Genomic DNA, 22,062 nt, shown 5'->3' on the forward strand with positions numbered 1-22,062 from the left:
CCTCCGGCGCTAAAGTGACCATGCAACGTTTTCCGTGCGGCGGCGTTTGTTGCAGGTTGATTGATTGCTTTTGGGGGACCGATGTCCGAGTTCGTGATTGAGGAAGGGCTGCCCTATCCGCTGGGCGCCCATTGGAGCGGCCACGGCACCAATTTTGCGGTATTTTCCGCTAACGCCACCAAGGTCGAGGTCTGCCTGTTCGACGGCGAGCGCGAGACGCACCGTTTCGAGCTGCCGGAATATACCGATCAGGTGTTCCACGGCTTCATCAATGGCGTGCAGCCCGCCACGTTCTACGGCTATCGCGTCTACGGTCCCTACCAGCCGGACGGCGGCCACCGCTTCAATCCGAACAAGCTGCTGCTCGATCCCTATGCCCGCGCCCATGCAGGCCACCTGACCTGGAATCCGGCGGTGTTCGGCTACAAGATGGAGACCGACGACGACCTGACGTTTGACGAGCGCGACAGCGCGCCGTTCATGCCGAAATGCGTGGTGTGCGATCCCAATTTCGACTGGGCGCAGGAGCCGCAGCGGCAGGAAGCCCATTGGGACGAGACCATCGTCTACGAGACCCACGTCAAGGGCTTTACCAAACAGCACCCCGGCATCGACGAGCACCTGCGCGGCACTTACGCGGGCTTCGGCTCGAACGCCGCGATCGACTACCTGAAGGCGCTCGGCATCACCTCGGTCGAGCTGTTGCCGGTGCATTCCTTCGTCAACGACAGCTATCTGCTGGACAAGCACCTCACCAATTACTGGGGCTACAACACGATCGGCTTCTTCGCGCCGGACCCGCGCTACGCCGCCGACGTCGCCAACAGCCTGCGCGAATTCAAGGAGATGGTGGCGCGGCTGCATGGCGCTGGCCTCGAGGTGATTCTCGATGTGGTCTACAACCACACCGCCGAAGGCAATGAACGCGGCCCGACGCTGTCGTTCAAGGGCATCGACAATGCGAGCTATTATCGCCTGCTGCCCGACAAACGCCGCTACTACGTCAACGACACCGGCACCGGCAACACGGTGAACCTGTCGCATCCGCGGGTGATCCAGCTGGTGATGGACAGCCTGCGCTACTGGGCCGGTCACATGCATGTCGACGGCTTTCGCTTCGACCTCGGCACCATCCTGGCGCGCGAGGTCTATGGCTTCGACGAGCAGTCCGGCTTCCTGAAAGCGATGAACCAGGACCCGCTGCTCGCGACCGTCAAGCTGATCGCCGAGCCCTGGGACTGCGGCCCCGGCGGCTACCAGGTCGGCGGCTTCCCGCCGGGATGGGCGGAGTGGAACGACAAGTATCGCAACACCGTGCGCGATTTCTGGCGCGGCGAGGCGGCGCCGGGCAGCCTGGCGCCCCGCCTGCTCGGCTCGCACGACGTGTTCAACCGCGAGGGCCGCCGCACCTGGGCCAGCGTCAACTTCATCACCGCGCATGACGGCTTCACCCTGAACGACTGGGCGAGCTACAACAACAAGCACAACGAGGCCAACGGCGAGAACAACAACGACGGCTCGTCGGACAACCATTCCTGGAATTGCGGCGCCGAGGGCCCGACCGACAATCCAGAGATCCGCGTTTTGCGTGAACGCCAGAAGCGCAACATGCTGGCGACGCTGCTCGCCTCGCAGGGCACGCCGATGCTGCTCGGCGGCGACGAGTTCGGCCGCACCCAGCGCGGCAACAACAACGCCTATTGCCAGGACAACGACATCTCCTGGTTCGACTGGAATCTGTCCGACGATGCCGAGAAGTTGCTCGCCTTCACCAAGCGCATGATCAAGCTCAGGCGCGACTATCCGATCCTGCGCCGCAGCCGCTTCCTGTCCGGCGATCGCGATCCGCAGCTATCGATCCGCGACGTGGTCTGGATCTCGACCTCGGGCGTCGAGATGACGCAGTCCGATTGGACCACCGGCTGGATCAAATGTTTCGGCGTCGTGCTCGACGGCCGCGCCCGCAAGACCGCGATCGCGCGCGAGGGCGAGGACGACACCGTGCTTGTGATCCTCAACAGCTATGAGGGCGAGGTCGACTTCAAGCTGCCGGTGACATCGGCCGGCCCGCACTGGTCGCTGCTGCTCGACACCAACGCGCCGGACGAGCGGCCAGGCGCGCAGTTCGCGTTCGAAAGCACCTACAAGGCGGGCGGGCGTTCGTTTGTGTTGCTCACCGCCGGTGAGGTGAAGTAGGGGCGAAGTAGGCCGGCCGAACACCGTTGGCCTCGTCATTCCGGGACGTGCGAAGCACGAGCCCGGAATCCATCGGGCCGCGGATTCTGAGGATGAATGGATTCCGGGCTCTCGCTCCGCGAGCCCCGGAATGACGGAAGGAGCTGCCTCCCTCCAAAGGTCCCCTCCCCGCGACCCCGCGGGCCAATTGACATTCGGCCATGGGCTGCCAGACTTCGCCCAAAATACAGGGTGGAGACCTCTGGATGGCCAATCTATCGGCCTCAAATCACGTCGCCCGTGTTTTATCGGCGGCCCATCAGCTGGCCGGCGTCGACACCGAGGCGCGGATTGCCGCGTCGTGGCGGCGCTGCGTGGTCAATCACAACCTCGATCCGGCCCGCCGCGGGCCGCCGCAGACCCTGACCGAGGCCGAGGTCCGGCACATCGCCGAGCCGATGGAAGACCTGATCCAGGTCGCGATCCCGGAGATCGAGGATCTTGCCCGCGTGCTCCACGACAGCGGCTATTGCGTCAATCTCGCCGATCCCAACGCCACCATGCTGGTGAGCCGGCTGCCCGGCGGCGATTACGAACGGATGTTCCTGGAGTGGAAGATCTACACCGGCTCGAACTTCGCCGAGACTTTCGAGGGCACCAACGGGCTCGGCACCGCGCTCGCCGAGCAGCGGCCGATCATCGTGCATGGCGACGAGCATTTCCGCGAGCAGTGGCACATGTTCACCTGCGCGGTGTCGCCGCTGTTCGATCATGCCGGGCGACTGGCCGGTGCCGTCAACATCTCCTCCTGCCGCAGCGATCTGGGCCGCAGCGCGCATGAACTGGCGCTCGCCGTCACCACGGAGGCGACGCGACGGATTGAGCAGTCGTTCTTCCGCCGCCACTACCGCGCCTCCTGGATCGCGACCTTGCCCGGTGATGGGCACGGCATGCTCGCCTATGACGACGACCGCCGCGTGGTCGGCGCCTGCCGCACCGCGCGCGGCGTGTTCGGCCTGACGGATGCGATGATCGACGACGGCATCGATCTGTCGCATCTCATTCAACTCGACGATCGCGCGACGCGGGCCGCCGACGAGCTGGTCACGCTGCGCCGGGCCGACGGCACGCCATGGGGCCGCGGCCATTTGGCGCCGCCGGTGCGCGCGCGATCAGCGCGTCCGTTGCCGGCACCGCCGCGCGAACAACCGCCTGGACAGTTTTCCGGCCTGCATCGGCTGGCGGGCCGCGATCCCGTGCTGATCAAGGGCGTGAAGCGGCTGAAGACGGTCGGCAATCTCGATCTGCCGATCCTGCTGCATGGCGAGACCGGCGCCGGCAAGGACGTGTTCGCGCGTGCGATCCATGCCGCAAGCAACCGCGCGGCCCGCAACTATGTCGCGCTGAACTGCGCGGCGATGCCGGAAAGCCTGATCGACGCCGAGCTGTTCGGCTACGAGGCCGGCGCCTTCACCGGCGCCCGGCGCGAGGGATCGAAGGGCCTGATCGTGCAGGCCTCCGGCGGCACGCTGTTCCTCGACGAGATCGGCGACATGCCGCTTTCGTTGCAGACAAGGCTGCTGCGCGTGCTTGAAAATCGCGAGGTCTGGCCACTCGGCGCATTGAAGCCTGTACCGGTCGACATCCGCCTGATCAGCGCCACCCATCGTGACCTGGCGCGGATGGCCGAGGACGGCAGCTTCCGCTCGGATCTGTATTACCGGCTGCGCGGCATGGAGATCCGCCTGCCGGCGCTGCGCGAACGCGGCGACCGCAAGGACGTCATCGCGCAGATCGCCGACGAGGAAGCGCCGCATTGCCGCATCTCAACCGAGGCCTGGGCGCAGCTGATGGTCTATCCGTTCCCCGGCAACATGCGCCAGCTTCGCCATGTGCTGCGGCTCGCCGGTGCGACTGCCGAAGGCGGCGTCATCAGCGCGGCCGATCTCGATCTGCCGCCGTTCGCCGCGCACAGCGTGATGGCCGATCACACAGCGGCCGAGCGCGCCGCGATCGCCGACGCGTTGCGCGCCAATGGCGGCCGGGTAAACGACGCGGCGAAGGCCCTCAAGCTCAGCCGCGCGACCTTGTACCGAAAGATCAAGGCGTTGAAGATCGGGCTCGACGGCTAGATCAAATATTTCGTTCGAGAAACGGTTCGTAGCGCGGACATGGGTACTCCGTAAGAATGGCTGTCGTGTTTCGGCCGTGCAGGAAAAGTGATATCGTACGGCTTTCGCTTTCGACGCCACGGAGCGGGTCCCATGACACGGTTTCCCCTCGCTGTGGTCGTTGGCCTGGTTGCCGCGACCATTTCGCAGCCTGCCGCCTCTGATTCGACTGAACAACGATTGGGCAAAGTCCATTTTACGACGTCCTGCAAGCTTGAGGCGCAGGAGCTGTTCGATCGCGGCATGCTGTATCAGCATTCGTTCTGGTACAGCGCATCGCGCCGCACCTTCGAAGAGGTGCTCGAGGCCGACCCGCAATGCGCCATCGCCTATTGGGGGATCGCGCTCAGCTATCTCTACAATCCGCACGCGCCGCCGCCACCCGAGAACCTTCCGCTCGGCCTCGAAGCCGCCAAGAAAGGCCAGGCGTTGAATGCCGGCACGCCGCGCGAGCGCGAATACATCGATGCGATCGCCGCGATGTATGTCGACTACGACAAGGTCGATCACCGCACCCGGGTGCAGCGCTTCCTCGCGGCCGAAGAGCAGGTCGCGACGCATTATGCCGACGATGACGAGGCGCAGATCGCCTATGCGATCACGCTCAACGTCGCGGCGTCGCCATCCGATAAGACCTATGCCAATCAGCTGAAAGGCGCGGCGCTGCTGGAACCGATCTTCCAGCGCCAGCCGGAGCACCCGGGCATCGCCCACTATCTGATCCATCTCTACGATTATCCGGCGCTGGCGGAGAAGGGCCTCCCCGCGGCGATGCGCTATGCCAAGATCGCCGAACACGCGCCGCATGCCCAGCACATGCCGTCACACATCTTCACGCGCGTCGGCTACTGGAAGGAATCGATCGCCTCCAACAAGGAATCCGCGCGCATCGCCAAGGCAGACGGCGAACAGCAGGACCAGGCGCACGCGATGGACTACCTGGTCTATGCCTATCTGCAGCTCGGGCAGGACAAGGAGGCGCGGGCGGCGGTCGATGAGCTCGGCCAGCTCCAGTTCAAGCAGGACCGGTTCGCCGGCCCCTTCGCGGTGGCGGCAAGCCAGGCCCGCTACGTGTTCGAGCGCGGCGACTGGAAGGGCGCTGCCGCGCTTGACGTGCATCCGACCAAATATGCCTATGCGGATGCCATCACCTACTTCGCCCGCGCGGTCGGCGCCGCACGCTCCGGTGATCCGGCGTCCGCCAAGCCCGATATCGCCAAGCTCGTCGAGCTGCGCGACAGGTTGAAGGACGGCAAGGACGCCTATTGGTCCAACATCGTCGACATCCAGCAGCAGATCGCGAGTGCCTGGATGCTGTACGCCGAAGCCAAATATGATGAGGCGCTCGGCGCGATGAACGCCGCCGCGGACGCTGAAGACAAGACCGAGAAGCATCCGGTCACCCCGGGACCGCTGGCGCCGGCGCGCGAGCTCTACGCCGCGATGCTGCTCGAACGCGGCAAGGCCGCCGATGCGCTTGCCGCCTATGAGGCCGTGCTCAAGAAGGAGCCCAACCGGCTGGCAGCCTATATCGGGATGATGAAGAGCGCCAAGGCGGCCGGCGATCAGGCCAAGACACAGGATTGCGCAGTGCAGATCGCTCGGCTCACCGCGGATTCCGATGTATCGCGGCCGGAGCTGATCGAATTGCGGCAGACAACCGGAAGCAAGCTGTGATGCTGCTGATGACATGGCGCAACGGTGGCGCGGCGCTGCTCGGCGCTGTTGCGCTGTGCCTCTGCCACGCGCCGCCGCTCGGTGCGATGGAGATCCTCGGCCAGGCCGGCGTGCTCGGCGAATGGGAACTGACCGGGCATCTCACCGAAAGCGGACCGGACGCGCGCAAGCAATTCTCCGGACCGCTGAAGATGAAGCATGTCGGAATCTGCACGCAGGACGGGCCGGAGGAACGCGCCGGCGAGATCAAGCTGCAAATCTCGGGGACGGATGCGCAGGTGACAGCCGAGCTGGTGCTGGACGGCGCGCCCTGCACCTACAGCGCCCGCAAGACGCGCAATTACGAGGGCACGCTGTCCTGCGAGGGCCGCGCGCCCGTGCCGCTGCTGGTGTGGCTCAAATAGATGTAGAGACCGTCGCGGCTCTACGAAAACTCGTTCCAGCTGACGCGGCGCGCATCGACGTCGCCGAGCGTGATCGGATCGTGGATGTTGCGCACGCTCTGGAAGCCCGAGCGCAGATAGATCAGCGGATCGACCGTGGTCACAGCGCGGACATGCTGGACCTCGCCGATGAAGATCGAATGGGTCTTGGTTTCGAGCTCCTGGCTCAGCACGCAGTCGAACGCCGCGACGGCATCCTCCAGCATCGGAGCGCCGGTCGCGCCGGTGGTCCAGCGTCCGAACGCAAAACGATCATCGCCATTGACGCCCTTCTGGCCGGAGAAGGTCAGCGCCAGCAGCGCGTGGTCCTCGTTCAGGAAGTTGATGACGAAATGCCGCTCGGCGCGGATGCGCTCATGTGCGCTGGCATTACGATTCACGCAGACCAGGACCGAGGGCGGGTTATCCGACAGCGAGCAGGCCGAGGTCACGGTGAGGCCGGTCCGCTGCCCCGGCTCGCGACCGACCGTCACCAGCGCGACCGCGCCGGCGCAATGGCGCATCGCCTGCTTGAAACTCTGTGCGTCGACCGTCATGCCGCAAACCTCGTCAAAAACATTCGGTTTAACATATGCGACGCGGGGGGCGAGGCAAGCCCCGCACCCCGCGCAGCTGTCATGCGGCCTTCTCGAACTCGGCGCCGAGATGCTTCAGCCTCGGCAGCACTTCCTGCTTCAGCAGCCGCAGCGAGTTGTGCCAGGCCTCGGGCTTGTGCTTGTAGTCGAAGCCGAACACGCAGAGCACGCCGAAGCCGCCGACCTCCCGGTAGATTGTCTCGATCTTCTCGGTGACCGTCGCGGGCGAGCCGACGATCCAATTCCGGCGCGCGCAATATTCGACGGTGACGTCGCTGTCGGGCACATCGGGCGCGTGCTTCAGATAATCCTTGAAGCCGAAATGGCCGAGCAGCGGCAGGAAGTACTCGCTCATCATCCGGCCCATCATGTCGCCGGTCGAGAGCTTCCAGGCCTCCTCATCGGTATCGGCCACGAACACCTCGCGCACCAGCCGCCAGTCCTTGCGGCTCGGCTTGCGGCCGGTCTTGGCGGCGCCGGCTTCCACCGACTCCCAGTGGCTGCCGACATAGGCCGGGTTGAGGTTGAGGCTCATCGGGATGAAGCCGCGCTCCCCGGCGAGCTTGAGCGTGTCGGAATTCTTCGATAGCCCCGCAACGCCGATCGGCGGATGCGGGCCCTGCAACGGCTTGATGTGGGGTTTGAGGAAATCGAACATCGTGTCCGGCTTCGACACCGTCCAGAACTTGCCCTTGTGGGTCCACGGCCCCGGCTCCGACCACATCTTCAGGATGATCTCGAGCGCCTCGCGGGTCATGTCGCGGTTCTGGCCGGACATGCCGTCGACGTTGAACATAGCCCAGTCGCTCGGCAGCCCCGAAGCCGCGACGCCGAAATTGAGCCGCCCGTTCGAAAGATGGTCCAGCATCGCGACGCGGTTGGCGAGTTCGGCCGGGTGATGATACGGCAGCAGGAAGCCGCCGGGCCCGATGCGCAGATTCTTGGTCTGCAGCAGCGCCTGCGCCACCAAGAGATCAGGCGACGGGTGCGGCTCCCACGGCGCGGTGTGATGCTCGCCGATCCAGGCTTCCTGATAGCCGAGCTCGTCGAGCCAGCGCAGCGTTTGCAGGTCCCAGTCGTGGCCCTCCTTCAATCCGCACTCCGGCGGGTGCGAGGGCATGGTGAAGTAGCCAAGCTCCATGTGCGTTCCTTCCTTCGCGTTGGGTTCAGTCATGCAATGCGTCTTGCCGCGCATTCACGCGACAATCAGCAAGCGCTGTGCCAGAGAGGAAATCGCAGGGAATGGACGGGAACGGCCGGATTTCGGCCGGCTGCGGCCGTACGCCGGGCTCAGTAGCGCTGCGACCGTCTCACCGTCGCGAGACGTGTCGCAACGGTGAGACGCGCAGCTAGCGTGTCAGATCAGCCCGCCGCGCGGCGCGGCATCGCGTTGTTGCTATCGGGCTCCGACGGCGGCGGGAGCTGCATCAGGATGGTCTGGCCCATCGAGGCGATCTCGATGCCTTCCTCCTGGAAGCGCCGCTTCATGCGGCGGTTGAACTCGCGCTGCACCGACCAGCGGCCGCCGTCGGTGCAACGGATCTGGCCGACGATGGTGACGACGGAGCCGTCGACCTTGTCGACGCCCCACAATTCGAGATCGCCGCGGATCAGCGCGCGATACGCCGTCTCCTGGCGCATCTGCGCGACGATGTCCTTCAGCACCTCGCCGGCGCGGTCGGTGTCTTCCTTGTAGGAGACGTTGACGCTGACCGCGGCATTGCCGGCGCCGCGGCTGGCGTTGGTGATGGTGGTCACCGCGCTGAACGGCACGACATGCACCGAGCCGTCACCGGCCCGCAGCCGCATGGTGCGGATCGAGACGTTCTCGACCACGCCTGACAGCCCCGACACCGTGACGGTGTCGCCGACCTGCACGGTGTTCTCGATCAGGAGGAACAGCCCGGTGATCAGGTCCTGCACCAGCTTCTGCGAGCCGAAGCCGATCGCGATGCCGACGATGCCGGCGCCGGCGAGCAGCGGCGCGACATTGACGCCGATCTCGCTCAACGCCGTCAGCCCGACCACCGCGACGATCATGCAGAACAGCGCGGTGCGCAGCATCGGCTGGAAGGTGCGCAGGCGCGCGGCGCGGGCGTAATGCCCCTCGCGCGACAGCGTGTCGATCTGCCGGTCCATCAGTGCGTTGGCGACCTCCCAGATCACGGCCGCCGCGAGCGCGGCGATGCCGATCGTCACCAGCGCCGAGATCAGACGCGAGCCGATCTGGCCGCCGTAGAACCAGACGATGGCATCGACGCCCCACACTTCGAGCAGCGCGACGAATCCGATCAGGGCGATCACCGCCGTGACCACCTTGCGCAGCAGCGGCAGATAGCGGTTGGCACGGGTCTCCAGCCCCGGGAAGCGCTGGATCAACTCGGGGCTGATGCGGAAGCCGCGATCGATCAGGCTCAGCACCACCATGGTGACGAGACGGGTGACCAGCAGCACCGCGATGGTGCCGACGAAATATTGCAGCAGCAGCGAATAGCCGTTGCGGATGTTGAGCGCCCACACCGCCCACAGCGCGAGGTCGAGCGCGATCGCCAGCACATGCCAGAGCGCCGCGAGGCGGTTGCGCGTCCGCGCCGCAAGCCCGGTGCGATCGGCCGGCGCGCGGATGACATCGGCGACCTGGCGGCGGCATTGCAGGATGATGACGACGATGAAGAGGTGCACCACCAGCATCACCAGCCGGATCAGCGCGGCATAACCGGCGCGATGCAGGCCAAGCAGCAGCGCGACGTTGGCAAAGGCGATGCCGGAGACGCCGACGGCGACGATGCGCCTTGCCCAGATCTCGATATAGGCTGCGGTCTCGGCACGGACCCGGAACAGGCCGAACGGCCCTGCCAGCGCGCGCACCGCGCAGATCAGGACACGCGAGAACACATAGGCGTTGACGACGGCGAGGATCACCAGCCGCGTGGTCGACTGATCGCCGATCTCGGTGCCGAGCAGCGCGGTCGCGGTGCCGCCGAATACCACCACCGGCAATAATTCGAGCAGCAGGCGGCCGAGCACGAAGGGCAGCCGGACCAGCGACTGCCAGGCCCGTGCCAGGCTGAGCCGGCGCCGATGCAGCTCCGGTTCCGGCGTGACGTCGGCGACCGACGACGGCGGGTCGACGCTCGCGAGCGTCTGCACCGGCATACGCGCGGTCTGCGGCAGCCGCGCCTCGAGGAACGCGACCGGCCGCTTGATCAGGCGGAACACCACCCATTCGGCCACGAGCGCGCAGCCGAACACCAGCGCCAACTTCCAGGCGATGTCGATCAGGAGGCCATAGGCCGCCGGATCGTTCGCGGTGCGCACGAACCAGTAATAGAACGCGGGAAAATGCGTCAGCGTGCGCGCGACGTCGGCGACTTCGCGCGACATCTCGCCGACCTGCTCGGACACCATCAGCAAAAGCTGTGCGCCGAGGCTGTCAGCGGTGAGCGGGATCGGCGAATGCTGCTCGGGCGGCGGCTCCGCAGCCGCCGGCTGGGCAGCAGCCTGCGGCGAGGCATTGGCGATGGCGCGCAGCGTGTTGATGATCTCGCCGCGCTTCTTGTCGTCCTGCAGCGTCTCGAGCGCGCGCTTCGCCTGCTCCGGCGTCAGATTGTCACTGGTACCGGATTGCGGCGGCGCCGGCTTGGCGCCCGGCTGAGCCAGCGCGGGAGAGACGAACAAAGCGAGGACGAGAAGGATCGCAAAACGAAATGTGTGCGACACGAGGGCCCTCTTATGAAAAGTCATTGCGCGACGGCTCATCCCTGAAAGGAATCAGCTCACGCGCTCGTGCCATGTCGGATGCTCCTTTTCGCCCCGATGATGTGTCGGAAGTTTGCCGCTGTGGCGGCCATGTTTTGGCATTTGCCGCAACACAAACGTCACAGGTGTTGAGCGGCGTTTACGCATGCAATGCGCTTCTCCGCTGAGCCGAGCCGGCCGATCACGCCACACGTCAGGGATGAGGCGGGGGAATCTTTCGCTTGACGAAGGCCGGCGGCCATGATGTTCTTATTTTGTTCTTTTGGTTCCGATTGCGTTTCGAGGTGATCATGCACGACGTGTTAAGCGACGATGGTCCGGTCCGGCTCTTCATTCATGACGACGATGAGACCCCGCTGGAATTCGTGCAGGATTTATTGCGTACGGTGTTCGGGAAATCCGAGCAGGAAGCCGTTGCCTGCGCTGCCTTGATCGAGGCCAACGGCGCTGTTCCCTGCGGGCCATATCCGGGGCCGGTCGCACGGGCCATCTTCAACTCGGCGAAGTGGCTGATCCGCTCCAACGGCCAGCCGTTGATGATCAGCACCGAATCCGCCGACGCCAGCCGCCCCTGCGATCTCTGCGAAGCGCCAAGGGCCGTGACGGAGATTTTGATCCCCGGTACGACGACCGCATCGCTGTGCAGCGATTGCCTGCTCGCGGCACGCCGCAGCTCGGAAGAACTGCCGGGCGAGACGTTTCGATCCGCTTACGTCGCGCTCGACTGGCATTTCGCCGGCGTGCCGCGCAACCTGATCGTGACACGGGCGCGACAGTTTCCGGGCCATATGCGCGCCGACGTTCAGGTCGCGATCGACAAGCTGTTCACCGATCCAATCCACTTTTTCGGCATCCATGAAGAATATCGCTACGAGACGCTCGACTTCGCGGCGCTGATGAAGGCCGGCCGGCATGCACCAGCGATCGCGCCGCCACAATATCGCGACGTCGATATCGGCGAGGCCGAGCCGGTGAAGTGCCTTGCCAATGGACTATGGCTGTGTCGAACCGGTGAACTGCGCTACGCTGTGCTGCTGACATTCTATCGCGAATATAATCACGAGCCGTCGCTGCGGATCGAGCTTGCGTTGCCCGCCGGTGCGGCCGGCAACGCTTTCGTGCAGCGCACGTTCGCCGAGCTGGAAACGGCCGTGCACGCGGCACGCTCCTATCGCGGCAAGATCCTGTCGCTGGAGGATGGCGCCAATTATCGCGGACGTTCGCAAGGCTTGACCGTGCATCGGCTGCCGACGGTCGCGCGCGGCGACGTGATCCTGCCGGACCGGACGCTGCGGCTGCTCGACCGCAACGTGCTCGATTTCGTCGAAAGCCGCGACCGGCTGCGCAAGCTCGGGCAGTCGACCCGCAAGGGCATCCTGCTGTACGGGCCGCCCGGCACCGGCAAGACCCACACCATCCGCTATCTCGCCACCAACCTGCCAAACCACACCACGCTGATCATCACCGCCGAGCAGGTCGGTCTGCTCGGCGCCTATATGAGCCTGGCGCGGCTGCTGCAGCCGACCATGGTCGTGATCGAGGACGTCGATCTGATCGCGCGCGACCGCGAGGACATGGGCGGACCGTGCGAGGAATCCCTGCTCAACAAGCTGCTCAACGAGATGGACGGCCTGAAGGAGGATTGCGATATCCTGTTCGTGCTGACCACCAACCGGCCCGAAGAGCTGGAGGGCGCGCTCGCCGGCCGGCCCGGCCGCATCGATCAGGCAATCGAGGTGCCGTTGCCCGACGAGCCGGGGCGCGGCAAGCTGATCCGGCTCTATGGCCGCGGCCTGCCGCTGGAGCCGCCCGTCATCGAGGCAGCGGTGCAACGTACCGAAGGCGTCAGCGCCGCCTTCATCAAGGAGCTGATGCGCCGTATCGCCCAGGCCAGCATCGCCCGCGGCGGCGGCCAGGATGTCACCGCCGAAGACATCGACGGTGCACTGAACGAGATGTTGTTCGACGGCGGCCGGCTCAACGTCAAGCTGCTCGGCGGCGCGCAGGGAATGAGCACGGGGTGATACCAGGTCAGCGCGTCAAAGACGCCGGCAGCAGCAGCTCCCGCTCGCCGCCGGCGAGCCGGGCAAGCTGGTCCGACATCCGCGCCAGTACGTTTTCCCAGGCCTGCGGCCTGTCCTGACGGAACAGCCGCATGGTCGGATACCAGGGCGTGTCGGCCCGATCGCGCAGCCAGCGCCAGTCGAGCGCATAGGGACACAACATCCAGACCGGGCGGCCGAGCGCGCCGGCGAGATGCGCCACCGAGGTGTCGACGGCGATCACGAGGTCGAGCGCGCAGACCGCCGCCGCGGTGTCGGCAAAATCGCCGAGCGTCGGCGCGAGGTCGACCACGTCATTACCAAGACGCCGCAGCACCGGCGCATCGTCGGGCCTCGGCTCCTTCTGCAGGCTGTAGAGCTGCACGCCAGGCATCACCAGCCGCGGCAGCACGGCATCGGCCGGCAGCGAGCGCTGGCGGTCGCCCTTGTGCCTGGCATTGCCGGCCCAAACCACGCCGACCTTCAGCGCGGAGACGCTGCTGAGCGCCTCGCGCCAACGCGCGAGCTTGGTGGCATCGGCCCGCAGATAGGATACCGCCGATGGAATGGTCTCGACGGTGGTGCGGAAGATCCGCGGCAGGCTCAGCAGCGGCAGTTGCAGGTCGAACGGCGGCAGCGGCTCGCCGCGGGCGAATATCGCGACATCGGGCAGCATCGGCCGCAGCAACGCGACCAGCGCCGGCTGAACCTGCAGGATGATCCGGCCGCCCGTGCCGGATAGCATCGGCACATAGCGGACGAAATTGATGGCATCGCCGAGGCCGTATTCTGCAAACAACAGCAGCGTGCGTCCCGCCAGCGGCTCACCCTGCCATTCCGGCTCGTCGAACACCGGATCGCCGTCACTGAGCATCTTGGATTTGCGCCGCCACTGATACTCTTCGAATCCCTCCTCGAACTCGCCGTTCATCAGGAGGAAATGGGCGTGGTTGTAGTGCGCGAGCGGCTGCGTGGGATCGAGCGTGATGGCGCGGCGCGAGGCCACCAGCGCAGCATCGATCTCGCCGGCATTGCGCAGCGCGACCGCAAGGTTGGCGTAGCCCTTGGCATAGAGCGGATCGAGCTCGATGGCGCGCCGATGCGCCGCGACCGCCGCCTCGACCAGATTCTGCGCCTCGAAGATGATCCCGAGATTGGTGTGCGCGGCGGCGTAGTCCGGCTTCAACGCCAGCGCGAGCTCGGCGCAGGCGATGGCGTCGTCGACTTGTCCGAGCTCGAACAGGCCGGCGCCGAGATTGTTGAGGATGACGTGGTCGGACGGGTCGCGGGCCGAGACCTGCCGGTAGATTCGGACCGCCTCCTCGCGCTCGCCGAGCTCGTGCAGCACCATGGCCAGCAGGCGCTGCGGCACGAGATTGTCGGGATCGAGCGCGATCGCGCGGCGATAATGCACGACTGCGTCCTCCAGCCGGCCCTGGCGGTAGAGCGCCGCGCCAAGGCCGCTATGCAGCCCCGGATGATCGGGCTCGGCGGCAAGCCCGCGGCGATAGGCCGTGACGGCGGCGTCGAGCTTTTTCTGATCGGTCAACGCGTTGCCGAGGTTGAGCCAGACGCCGCGATAGGCCGGATCGCGCGCGATCACCTCGCGATAGGCCTGCTCGGCCTCGACCGGCCGCTGTTGCGCTCCCAGCGCAACGGCGAGGTTGAAGCGCGCGCGCGTCAGGCCGCCATCGAGCGCGATCGCGCGGCGAAACGCCGTCTCGGCTTCGTCGAAGCGCAACAGATCGCACAACGCGACGCCGAGCTTGACCTGCAGGCCGGCATCCTGCGGCCGCAGCGCCACGCCACGCTGGAACGCCGCCACCGCGCCATCATGCTCGCCTTTCACCGCAAGCGCATCGCCGAGCGTGGCAAAGGCCGGTCCATGAAGCGGATCGAGGCTGAACACCCGGTTCAGCAGCACCGCGCCTTCGGCGGCGCGATCGGTCACGAAGGCGATCACGGCAGACAGATGCAGTGCCGGAATATGATCGGGATCGGCGGAGAGAATGTCGCTGCACAAGGTGCCGGCCTCCGTCGCACGGCCCGCGCCATAATGCGCCACCGCATCCTGCAACATCCGATCGACCGCCACACTGCCCACGATACAGCCCCCCAAAGACCCCGATGGGGATTAAACGAACGGCTCCGCCAAATCCGGCACGCGAAGTTCGAATCGGCGCATCGTTTCTCACGGCGCATGGTCCCTCTTGACGTTCGCCCGATCATGTAACATATGAAGTTACATGATACGCGATAGCCGTTTGTCCAGCGTCCTGCACGGCCTGCTCCACATGATCGGAGCGGGCCAGGCGGTGACGTCGGAGCAGCTTGCAAGAGCGATGGCCACCAACCCGGTGGTGGTGCGCAGGGTGATGGCGGGCCTGCGCGAGCAAGGCCTGGTCCGCTCCGAGAAGGGCCATGGCGGCGGCTGGACGCTGGCGCGCGATCCCACCGAGATCACGCTTGCGGCAATCTATCGCGCGGTCGGCGAACCCACGATCGTCGCGATGGGCCACCGCTCGGAAAATCCCGGCTGCCTGGTCGAGCAGGCCGTCAACGATGCGCTCGGCGACACCTTCCGCCAGGTCGAAGCGCTGTTCCTGAAGCGGCTCGGCGCGGTGACGCTCGACGCGCTGGCGAGAGATTTCAAGCGCCGGCTCGCCAAGCACAAGCAAAGCCTCGAGGACCAGATTCATGCAGTCAAGTGAGCCGGCGAAGCCGCTGCCGTACAATGATCCCGCGCATTGGGACAAGATGGTCGCCGCCTATGAGGCGCAATCGCAGCCGTTCACGACGCTGTTCGCCGACGCCGCGGTCGCGACACTGCCGATTGGCCCGTCATCCAGGGTGATCGACGTCGCGACCGGCACGGGCGCTGCGGCGCTCGCCGCTGCCCGCATTGGCGCTGCGGTCACCGCGATCGATTTCTCCGCCGGCATGGTGGCGCGGGTCCGCGCGCATGGCCAACCGAATATCGAAGCCCGGCAGATGGACGGCCAGGCGCTCGATCTGCCGGATGCCTCCTTCGATGCGGCGGTGTCGGTGTTCGGCGTGATGCTGTTTCCGGATTGGCGCGCCGGACTGCGCGAGATGGCGCGGGTGACGCGGCGAGGTGGATCGGCTGCGATCGCGGTCTGGAAAAGCGCCGATGGTGCGGCCGTGCGTCTGCTACTCGCGCAGATCATCCGGCGGCTCTATCCCGACAACGTCACACCGATGCCCTGCACGGGCCTTGCCGAGCTCGCCGACCCCAGCCGCTTCGCGGCTGAGGTCATCGCTGCCGGCTTCTCCGATCCCGCCATCGCCGAGATCACCCACGACTTCAAACTCAATGTCGGCAATCCCGGTGACGTCGACAAACTGTTCGAATTCATGCCGCATTGGAGCGGCCTCGATGCCGACCAGAGCGCCACCGTCGCGCGCGCCTTCCGCGCCGAGATCGAGCGCGGACGGGTCGGCGACAGTTTTGCGATTCCCTCGACCGCGCTGATCGCCACCGCACGTCGGCTCTGACCTCGCCCTCCGGCGATAACCGTTATCAATCGCCCCATTGCGTGCGCGCGGTGAGAACGGGCGACCGGGCTGACCGGCAGCTATAGGATGGGCAGCCTACTGATCGAGCCGTCCGCGCGCCTCTACACGCTGTGGGAGCGGCCGGCGACGACCGACGCGGCGGTGGTCACGCCCTATCTCGGCGTCTACAGCGACTATTACTTCAGCCGGGATGACGCCGCGGCGCTGGCCGTGAACGGCATCCCGGTCAACCCGACGCTGGTGCTGGAGGGCTGGTCGGCGCGCGTCACCGGCGGGCTGAACGCCAGGGTCGCGGGTGGCGTCATGCTCGGTCTCGGCGCGGAGTATGGCGGGCTCGGCGGCACAGCGCAGATCTGGACGTTCTCGGCCAGGGCGCGCGTGCCGGTCAATCGATCGGAGACGGCACCTGCCTGCGTGAGCTCTTTGTTAGGTCATGATCTTTTCGGAAATCCGCTTCGCACTTTTCCGGATCATGCCCTAGCGCTTGTCGTCGTCCCGCTCGTCTGCGTCACTCGGCGGCTGCAGGCCGGGGCTGTTGGCCCAGCGGTCGAGTTCCTCGATCACCCGCCGGTGGCTCGGCCGCAGCCTGGACGGACCACCGGGCTCTTGCGATAACTTTCGGGGCAGCTTGACCTGTTCTGGCATCGTGAGGCTCCAGAGCTGGGCAGTACGCAGGATACAAGTGGCGACCGCTACGCACGCGACTTGAGAAGATCGCGAATCTCGGTGAGCAGCTCCTGGTCCCGGGTCGGCTTCGGCGGCTCGGCCGGCGCGGCGGGCGCTTCACGCTTGAGCTGATTCATGAGACGGACAACGATGAACAGCACAACGGCGACGATCAGGAAGTTGAGCGTCAGCGTCAGGAAGTTGCCCCAGGCCAGTACCGCCCCCTGCTTCTTGGCATCTGCCAAATTGGTTGCCGTCACCGACTTCGACAACGCGGTGAAATGGTTGGAAAAGTCGACGCCGCCGCTGATCGCGCCGATGATCGGCATGATGATGTCGGCCACCATCGACGTCACGATCGCCCCGAACGCCGCGCCGATGATCACGCCGACGGCGAGATCGACGACGTTGCCCTTCATGGCGAATTCCTTGAATTCCTTCAGCATGTGATCTCCTGATTCAAGAAGGGTATGGCCCGGCTCGACGACGGGATCGCCGGCCGCCGCAAAGGCGCGAAGATTATTTGCGAACTTCCGACTTCGCCGGCGCCGCGACCGGCTGAGCGGGCGTCGCCTGCTCCCATGGTGCAGGCAAGATGACCCGCGCCGGCGGCGGAAGCTGCGCAGCGCGCTGCACATTTGCATTCGCCGGATGCTGCTCGTCGCCGGAATTATCCGCGCGGGCGATGGCGATGGTGATGCCCAGCGCCAGCGCTGCGAGCCCGAGCCCCGCGCCGAGCGACGCGGCGGTGACGCCGGTGCGCCACCTGTTCAGGATGGCAAGATGAGATGAGGTCATCGCCACTGCTCCTCACGCAATACACATGGTTCGGAGCCGTGCGGGCGAGAACGCGCGCACGGCCCGATACGAATCGTCAGGTCTTGATGTCGGCGGGCAGCTTGCCGCCATTGGCGGCGAGCTTGACCATCACCTGCTGATGCAGCCAGACATTCATGGTGGCGGTGTTGTTGGTATCGCCGGTGTAGTGCAGCTCCTTGGCGAGTTCCTTGCGCGCCGCAAGGCTCGAGTCGAGGCCGAGCGCCTTCATCAGGTCGACAATCGACGTGCGCCAGTCGAGCTTCTCGCCGGTGGCTGCCGCCGCCTTGTCGACGATCGCAGCGACGTCGACGGTCGGTGCGGCGGGCGCGCCGGGCGCAGCGGATGCGGCGGTCGACGTTGTTGCCGGTGCCGCGCCGGGCGCAGCCGTCATTGTCGTCTCAGGTGTCTTGCCATCAGGTGTCTTGCCATCAGGTGCTTTGGCCTGGGCGCCGTGGCCGAAGATTGCACCCATGATGCTTCCAAAAATGCTCATGTCTCTCACTCCGTATGCCCGAGACAGCGTCGGTCCCGTGGCTGGTTCCGGTGACGGGGCGGACGATAGGCAGGCCATTGGCCGAGCGGAAGATGACCATCGTCACTATCGGAGTGTGGGACCGCGTGGTGCAGTCGGGGAGATTCGTGCGGTCGTGCGCCGCACGTCGCGCGCGTTTCATCGTACGCCCCACGTGCGATGAAGTCAGCCGTCCCGGCCCGATTCGCCAGCCCCGAGAAGTCGGGACGGCTGACACCAACGTCCGTTGCGCGTTTTGGACTAGAACTGACGACGACGGATCGTCTGCGCGAGGTCGACAAAGCTCTCGGCAATGCCGACGCCGGTCTTGGCGCTGACCGATTTCACGCTCGACTTCGCAAGCTCGGCGATCAGGCCGGCGCTTCCCGCGGCTTCCGGCAAATCGATCTTGTTGAGCAGCGCCCGGTAGGGCCGACCCGGGAAGCGCTCCTCGAAACCGCGGACCAGCTCGACCATGCGCGTCACCGTGTGCGGCCGCGTCACGTCGGACACGATGATGGCCGCGGAGGCGCCGGTGACATAGACCGTGTCGAAGATCTGGGTACCGAAATCGCCGTCGGTGTCCCACAGCACGAGGCGCATCGGATCGCTGCCATCCGCCGGCGTCACGTCATGGCTCAGGATCTCGACGCCGAGCGTCGATTTGTACTGGCCCTCGAACCGGTTGTAGATCAGCCGATAGAGGATCGACGTCTTGCCGACACCCATATCGCCGAGCAGCATGACTTTTGCGGTGAGCATCAGCGCGCCACTTCGCCTCGGTAGACCGTCTCGAACGCCACGCGGCGGTTGCCGCCGACAGTGGCATCGAGCCGGTCGGTGATCGGCATCGTCGCGGCGCGCGACACCAGGATCAGCCGCGACGGATCGACCCCGAGCGCGGTCAGCCTGCGCTGAACCTGCTCCGCCCGCTTGCGCCCCAGCGTCTTGTTGGTACCCTCGGTGCCGCTCTGATCGGCGTAGCCGACGATCCGCAGCCTGAGATCATTGTTCACCATCAGTCCGGCGAGCTCGCGCAGCTGCTGCTCGGCTAGGTCGTTGTCGAGGAACTCGTCGGCGTTGTTGACGAAGAAGATCGCGGTCGTGGCGATGAAGCGGTCGAGCCGCGCCGCCGGGCCGTCGGCGACGGATTGCAGCCTGGCAACTTGCTCGCCCAGCTTGGCGGACTGGTCGCCGACCTTGTCGTACTGCTCGGCGAGCGCGGCAAGTTTCTGGTCGCCCGATTTGGCCTGCGCGCTCATTGCCTCGCGCATCTGGTCGAGACTCGCTTGCAGCCGCTTCAGGCTCTCGGCGATGCCGGCCTGCGATGCCACAACCTGATCCGGCGCAGACACCAGCCCGATGCGGTCGACGACCTTGTACGGCGCCGCAGCCGCAGCGAGCGCGTCGATCAATGGCGCGGTTTCCAACTGGCTCGGCTCGAGGCCCGTGACGGCCACGCTTCGACCACCGTGATCGAAGTCGAGCCGCAGCGGGAAGCTGGCCAGCAACGGCTGCTTGGCGGCGAGCTGCTCCAGCGCGGCATGGGTCCGCCGCTCCAAAAGGCTTCGCGTCACCGCGGTCGCGGCAAGGTAAAGCAACAGCGCAGCCAGGGCCGCGAGCACCGCAAACAGGATCACCTTGCCGCGCCGGCTCGCGATCCGCCGCGGCGTGTCGTCGGTCTCGATCGCAGCGGCGAGCGAAGCGAGCATCGGGCCATCGCAATCCGCGCCGCGATCGATGCGTTCGATCGCATCGAAGAACAGCGAGTTGATCCTCGCATTGTCGGCAGGACGCAGCGGGCCGAGGCACTCCGCGGCCAGGATGTAGCGCGGCGAGGCGCGCAGCGCGAGCTGCCGTCCGCCGAAATCGAGCGTTTGCAGATTGCCTTCGCCGGCCAGCGCTTGCACCGAGAATTCGAGGATCGCCGCGACCATCGCACTGAGCAGATCGGCGCGCTCGTCGGCGGTCGCCTCGCGCTTCCAGTCGGCGATCAGGCGGCCGTTGCCGCGTTCGATGATCAGCAGGCGGTTGATCTGCGGCGGGGCATCGGCGAGCACGAACTCGCTGATCGGACGTCCGGTCACCAACGACTTGACGCGCCCGACCCACAGCTGCGCCGAGGTCAGGGCATTGATGCGCTGCTCAAGCGAGGCAACCAGTTCCCGGAATGCATTGGCGACCGCCGCACTGACCAGCCGGCCGACGATCGGATACAGCGCCTCGATCATCTGCTCGCGCGAATTCTTGATCTCATTGCGGATCGCGGAGACCACGACTGGCGCGATCGCACTGGCGAGCTCGCGCGGCCGGTTGACCTCGGCGCGCTCCAGCGCCTCGACCAGAATACCGGCGGTGGCGGTCTCCAGCCGATCGGAATTGCCGACATAACGCTGCAGCGAGTCAAGATCGGCCTCCAGCGACGTCAGACGCGTCGCCTCCGGCTGAAACAGCAATGTCTTGAGCTGCTCGATCTCGCGGTTCTGGCCGGCAGCGGCTGCCATGGCTATTTGCCCGTGCGGCCCGATCCCAATCCGTTGATGACGGAACCGAGCTGGGTGATGGCCGCACCGACATCCTTCAGCGAGTCCAAGCGCTTCTGCTCGGTATCCCGCTCGAGGTCGGACAGCCGCGCAGCAAGCGCGGTGAGCTCGTTGGTGAAGTCCGCCTGCATCTGCTTCAGCGATGCCTGCATCTCCTCGCGCAGGCCCGAGAGGTTGGTCTCCAGCGAGCGTTGCGCGCCGCCGAACAGGAGGTCGCGGACCTGATCGATCGCCGCCATGCCATGCGCTGCGGCATCCGCGCCGTTGCCGGCCGCCGCGTTTGCCAGTCCATCGGTATCCTTGGTCTGGCGCTCGATACCCTTCATGGTCATTTCCTGCTTACTCAAAGCTGCGCAATCCGGACCTGCCGTGTCAAAAAGCAAATCCGAAACAACCCTATAGCTAATTTTGCGGGCGCGGCCCAGAGAAAGGCGAGCAATCTCAGCCAGATCAGCCGTCTGGTTGTCCGGACAAGAGCAATTATTTCTAGTAAGTGATTGCCTTTATTGCCAGTTCCGTACGGTTCTTGACCTGGCATTTCTCCAGGATAGTGCTGACATAGTTCTTCACCGTGCCCTCGGCCAAATGTAGCCGCTCGCCGATCTCGGTGTTGCTCTTGCCCTCGACGATCAGCGTGAGAATTTCATTCTCCCGCGCCGTCAGCCCGTCGCGCACCGGCAGCTTCGCCGAAACGCGCGGACCGCGCAGCCGCTTGAACTCGTCGAGGATGCGCGCCGCGACGCTCGGCGACAACCCGGACTGGCCGTTGATCACGGCGCGGATCGTCGAGGCGATCTCCTCCATCCTGGCATCCTTCAGCAGATACGCCTTGGCGCCCGCGCTCACCGCCTCGAAGATCAGATCGTTGGTCTCGAATGTCGTCAGCACCACGATATGGGTCTGCGGCAGCTCGCGCAGGATCCGCTGGGTCGCCGCGATGCCGTCGACGCGCGGCATCTGCAGATCCATCAGGATGACATCAGGCCGATAGCGCCGCGCGAACTCAATCGCCTGCTCGCCGTCGGCAGCGCCGGGAAGGATCTCGAAATCGTCGTTCTGCTGGGCCAGCAGTGTGGCGATACCTTCCCTGATCAGGGTCTGATCCTCGGCGATCAGCACCCGCACCTTCTCAATCCTGCTCACG

The 22,062-nt window shown here is 65.7% G+C and carries 19 protein-coding genes; 8 read left to right on the forward strand and 11 right to left on the reverse strand.

The features are described 5' to 3' along the window. Positions 1–81: 81 nt before the first annotated feature. The 4 genes from glgX to ACVINW_RS08310 all read left to right on the forward strand — a co-directional run bounded on the left by glgX (position 82) and on the right by ACVINW_RS08310 (position 6,427). Positions 82–2,196, forward strand: coding sequence for a glycogen debranching protein GlgX (glgX, locus tag ACVINW_RS08295; RefSeq protein WP_456750839.1), 2,115 nt, complete (start codon positions 82–84; stop codon positions 2,194–2,196). A gap of 245 nt (positions 2,197–2,441) precedes the next feature. Beyond that, a complete protein-coding gene (locus ACVINW_RS08300; RefSeq protein ID WP_456750840.1) occupies positions 2,442–4,307 on the forward strand; it encodes a sigma-54-dependent Fis family transcriptional regulator in 1,866 nt (621 codons plus the stop codon). 132 nt (positions 4,308–4,439) lie between these two features. Continuing rightward, the gene (locus ACVINW_RS08305) at positions 4,440–6,023 is read left to right on the forward strand and encodes a hypothetical protein (protein WP_456750841.1); all 1,584 of its coding nucleotides are present in this window, start codon (positions 4,440–4,442) and stop codon (positions 6,021–6,023) included. After that, positions 6,023–6,427 (forward strand): hypothetical protein, encoded by a 405-nt coding sequence (locus tag ACVINW_RS08310; RefSeq protein ID WP_456750842.1) that lies wholly within the window; start codon positions 6,023–6,025, stop codon positions 6,425–6,427. Before ACVINW_RS08305 ends, ACVINW_RS08310 begins: the two co-directional genes overlap by 1 nt. Positions 6,428–6,447: 20 nt before the next feature. On the opposite strand, the gene ACVINW_RS08315 is transcribed toward ACVINW_RS08310, so the two are convergent. The 3 genes from ACVINW_RS08315 to ACVINW_RS08325 all read right to left on the reverse strand — a co-directional run bounded on the left by ACVINW_RS08315 (position 6,448) and on the right by ACVINW_RS08325 (position 10,761). Continuing rightward, positions 6,448–7,002, reverse strand: coding sequence for a flavin reductase family protein (locus ACVINW_RS08315; protein WP_456750843.1), 555 nt, complete (start codon positions 7,000–7,002; stop codon positions 6,448–6,450). 79 nt (positions 7,003–7,081) lie between these two features. Next, entirely contained in the window at positions 7,082–8,182 is a 1,101-nt protein-coding gene (locus ACVINW_RS08320) for an LLM class flavin-dependent oxidoreductase (protein WP_456756341.1), read from the reverse strand. A gap of 221 nt (positions 8,183–8,403) precedes the next feature. Continuing rightward, on the reverse strand, positions 8,404–10,761 hold the full coding sequence (locus tag ACVINW_RS08325) for a mechanosensitive ion channel family protein (protein WP_456750844.1): 2,358 nt from the start codon (positions 10,759–10,761) through the stop codon (positions 8,404–8,406). 329 nt (positions 10,762–11,090) lie between these two features. On the opposite strand from ACVINW_RS08325, the gene ACVINW_RS08330 reads away from it, so the two are divergent. Further along, complete coding sequence (locus ACVINW_RS08330; protein ID WP_456750845.1) at positions 11,091–12,824, forward strand: ATP-dependent Clp protease adaptor ClpS; 1,734 nt, start codon at positions 11,091–11,093, stop codon at positions 12,822–12,824. A 7-nt stretch (positions 12,825–12,831) separates the two neighbouring features. Here ACVINW_RS08330 and ACVINW_RS08335 read toward each other — a convergent pair whose 3' ends face one another. Continuing rightward, positions 12,832–14,922: a tetratricopeptide repeat protein gene (locus ACVINW_RS08335; protein ID WP_456756342.1), complete on the reverse strand. Its 2,091-nt coding sequence runs from the start codon at positions 14,920–14,922 to the stop codon at positions 12,832–12,834. 166 nt (positions 14,923–15,088) lie between these two features. Here ACVINW_RS08335 and ACVINW_RS08340 point away from each other — a divergent pair, with 166 nt between their 5' ends. From ACVINW_RS08340 to ACVINW_RS08350, 3 genes are all read left to right on the forward strand, one after another. Then, a complete protein-coding gene (locus ACVINW_RS08340; protein WP_456750846.1) occupies positions 15,089–15,553 on the forward strand; it encodes an Rrf2 family transcriptional regulator in 465 nt (154 codons plus the stop codon). Further along, the gene (locus ACVINW_RS08345) at positions 15,540–16,358 is read left to right on the forward strand and encodes a class I SAM-dependent methyltransferase (RefSeq protein ID WP_456750847.1); all 819 of its coding nucleotides are present in this window, start codon (positions 15,540–15,542) and stop codon (positions 16,356–16,358) included. Before ACVINW_RS08340 ends, ACVINW_RS08345 begins: the two co-directional genes overlap by 14 nt. Positions 16,359–16,445: 87 nt before the next feature. Next, positions 16,446–16,994, forward strand: a complete 549-nt coding sequence (locus ACVINW_RS08350) for a hypothetical protein (RefSeq protein ID WP_456750848.1) — start codon at positions 16,446–16,448, stop codon at positions 16,992–16,994. Between the two features lie 77 nt (positions 16,995–17,071). On the opposite strand, the gene mscL is transcribed toward ACVINW_RS08350, so the two are convergent. The 7 genes from mscL to ACVINW_RS08385 form a co-directional block, all read right to left on the reverse strand. Further along, positions 17,072–17,491, reverse strand: a complete 420-nt coding sequence (gene mscL, locus ACVINW_RS08355; protein WP_456750849.1) for a large conductance mechanosensitive channel protein MscL — start codon at positions 17,489–17,491, stop codon at positions 17,072–17,074. Positions 17,492–17,564: 73 nt separating this feature from the next. After that, on the reverse strand, positions 17,565–17,843 hold the full coding sequence (locus ACVINW_RS08360; RefSeq protein WP_456750850.1) for a hypothetical protein: 279 nt from the start codon (positions 17,841–17,843) through the stop codon (positions 17,565–17,567). Between the two features lie 76 nt (positions 17,844–17,919). Then, complete coding sequence (locus tag ACVINW_RS08365) at positions 17,920–18,357, reverse strand: DUF3597 domain-containing protein (protein ID WP_456750851.1); 438 nt, start codon at positions 18,355–18,357, stop codon at positions 17,920–17,922. Positions 18,358–18,636: 279 nt separating this feature from the next. Next, positions 18,637–19,137 carry a Rab family GTPase gene (locus ACVINW_RS08370; RefSeq protein WP_456750852.1) on the reverse strand — a complete coding sequence of 167 codons (501 nt, stop codon included), beginning with the start codon at positions 19,135–19,137 and terminating at the stop codon, positions 18,637–18,639. Beyond that, positions 19,137–20,879, reverse strand: coding sequence for an OmpA family protein (locus ACVINW_RS08375; RefSeq protein WP_456750853.1), 1,743 nt, complete (start codon positions 20,877–20,879; stop codon positions 19,137–19,139). The genes ACVINW_RS08370 and ACVINW_RS08375 overlap by 1 nt, the downstream gene beginning before the upstream one ends. A gap of 2 nt (positions 20,880–20,881) precedes the next feature. Then, complete coding sequence (locus ACVINW_RS08380) at positions 20,882–21,244, reverse strand: hypothetical protein (protein ID WP_456750854.1); 363 nt, start codon at positions 21,242–21,244, stop codon at positions 20,882–20,884. A gap of 160 nt (positions 21,245–21,404) precedes the next feature. After that, complete coding sequence (locus ACVINW_RS08385) at positions 21,405–22,061, reverse strand: response regulator transcription factor (protein ID WP_212021280.1); 657 nt, start codon at positions 22,059–22,061, stop codon at positions 21,405–21,407. Between the last annotated feature and the right edge of the window lies 1 nt (position 22,062).

The sequence above is a fragment of the Bradyrhizobium sp. USDA 4461 genome, from assembly GCF_054055655.1.

Bases quoted from the DNA above. Each gene is read 5' to 3' on its own strand.
- ACVINW_RS08370 (WP_456750852.1), bottom strand. From the start codon at position 19,137: ATGCTCACCGCAAAAGTCATGCTGCTCGGCGATATGGGTGTCGGCAAG.
- ACVINW_RS08350 (WP_456750848.1), top strand. From the start codon at position 16,446: ATGGGCAGCCTACTGATCGAGCCGTCCGCGCGCCTCTACACGCTGTGG.
- ACVINW_RS08345 (WP_456750847.1), top strand. From the start codon at position 15,540: ATGCAGTCAAGTGAGCCGGCGAAGCCGCTGCCGTACAATGATCCCGCG.
- ACVINW_RS08310 (WP_456750842.1), top strand. From the start codon at position 6,023: ATGCTGCTGATGACATGGCGCAACGGTGGCGCGGCGCTGCTCGGCGCT.
- ACVINW_RS08300 (WP_456750840.1), top strand. From the start codon at position 2,442: ATGGCCAATCTATCGGCCTCAAATCACGTCGCCCGTGTTTTATCGGCG.
- ACVINW_RS08375 (WP_456750853.1), bottom strand. From the start codon at position 20,879: ATGGCAGCCGCTGCCGGCCAGAACCGCGAGATCGAGCAGCTCAAGACA.
- ACVINW_RS08365 (WP_456750851.1), bottom strand. From the start codon at position 18,357: ATGAGCATTTTTGGAAGCATCATGGGTGCAATCTTCGGCCACGGCGCC.
- mscL (WP_456750849.1), bottom strand. From the start codon at position 17,491: ATGCTGAAGGAATTCAAGGAATTCGCCATGAAGGGCAACGTCGTCGAT.
- ACVINW_RS08320 (WP_456756341.1), bottom strand. From the start codon at position 8,182: ATGGAGCTTGGCTACTTCACCATGCCCTCGCACCCGCCGGAGTGCGGA.
- glgX (WP_456750839.1), top strand. From the start codon at position 82: ATGTCCGAGTTCGTGATTGAGGAAGGGCTGCCCTATCCGCTGGGCGCC.
- ACVINW_RS08380 (WP_456750854.1), bottom strand. From the start codon at position 21,244: ATGAAGGGTATCGAGCGCCAGACCAAGGATACCGATGGACTGGCAAAC.
- ACVINW_RS08305 (WP_456750841.1), top strand. From the start codon at position 4,440: ATGACACGGTTTCCCCTCGCTGTGGTCGTTGGCCTGGTTGCCGCGACC.
- ACVINW_RS08335 (WP_456756342.1), bottom strand. From the start codon at position 14,922: ATGTTGCAGGATGCGGTGGCGCATTATGGCGCGGGCCGTGCGACGGAG.
- ACVINW_RS08360 (WP_456750850.1), bottom strand. From the start codon at position 17,843: ATGACCTCATCTCATCTTGCCATCCTGAACAGGTGGCGCACCGGCGTC.
- ACVINW_RS08315 (WP_456750843.1), bottom strand. From the start codon at position 7,002: ATGACGGTCGACGCACAGAGTTTCAAGCAGGCGATGCGCCATTGCGCC.
- ACVINW_RS08330 (WP_456750845.1), top strand. From the start codon at position 11,091: ATGCACGACGTGTTAAGCGACGATGGTCCGGTCCGGCTCTTCATTCAT.
- ACVINW_RS08340 (WP_456750846.1), top strand. From the start codon at position 15,089: ATGATACGCGATAGCCGTTTGTCCAGCGTCCTGCACGGCCTGCTCCAC.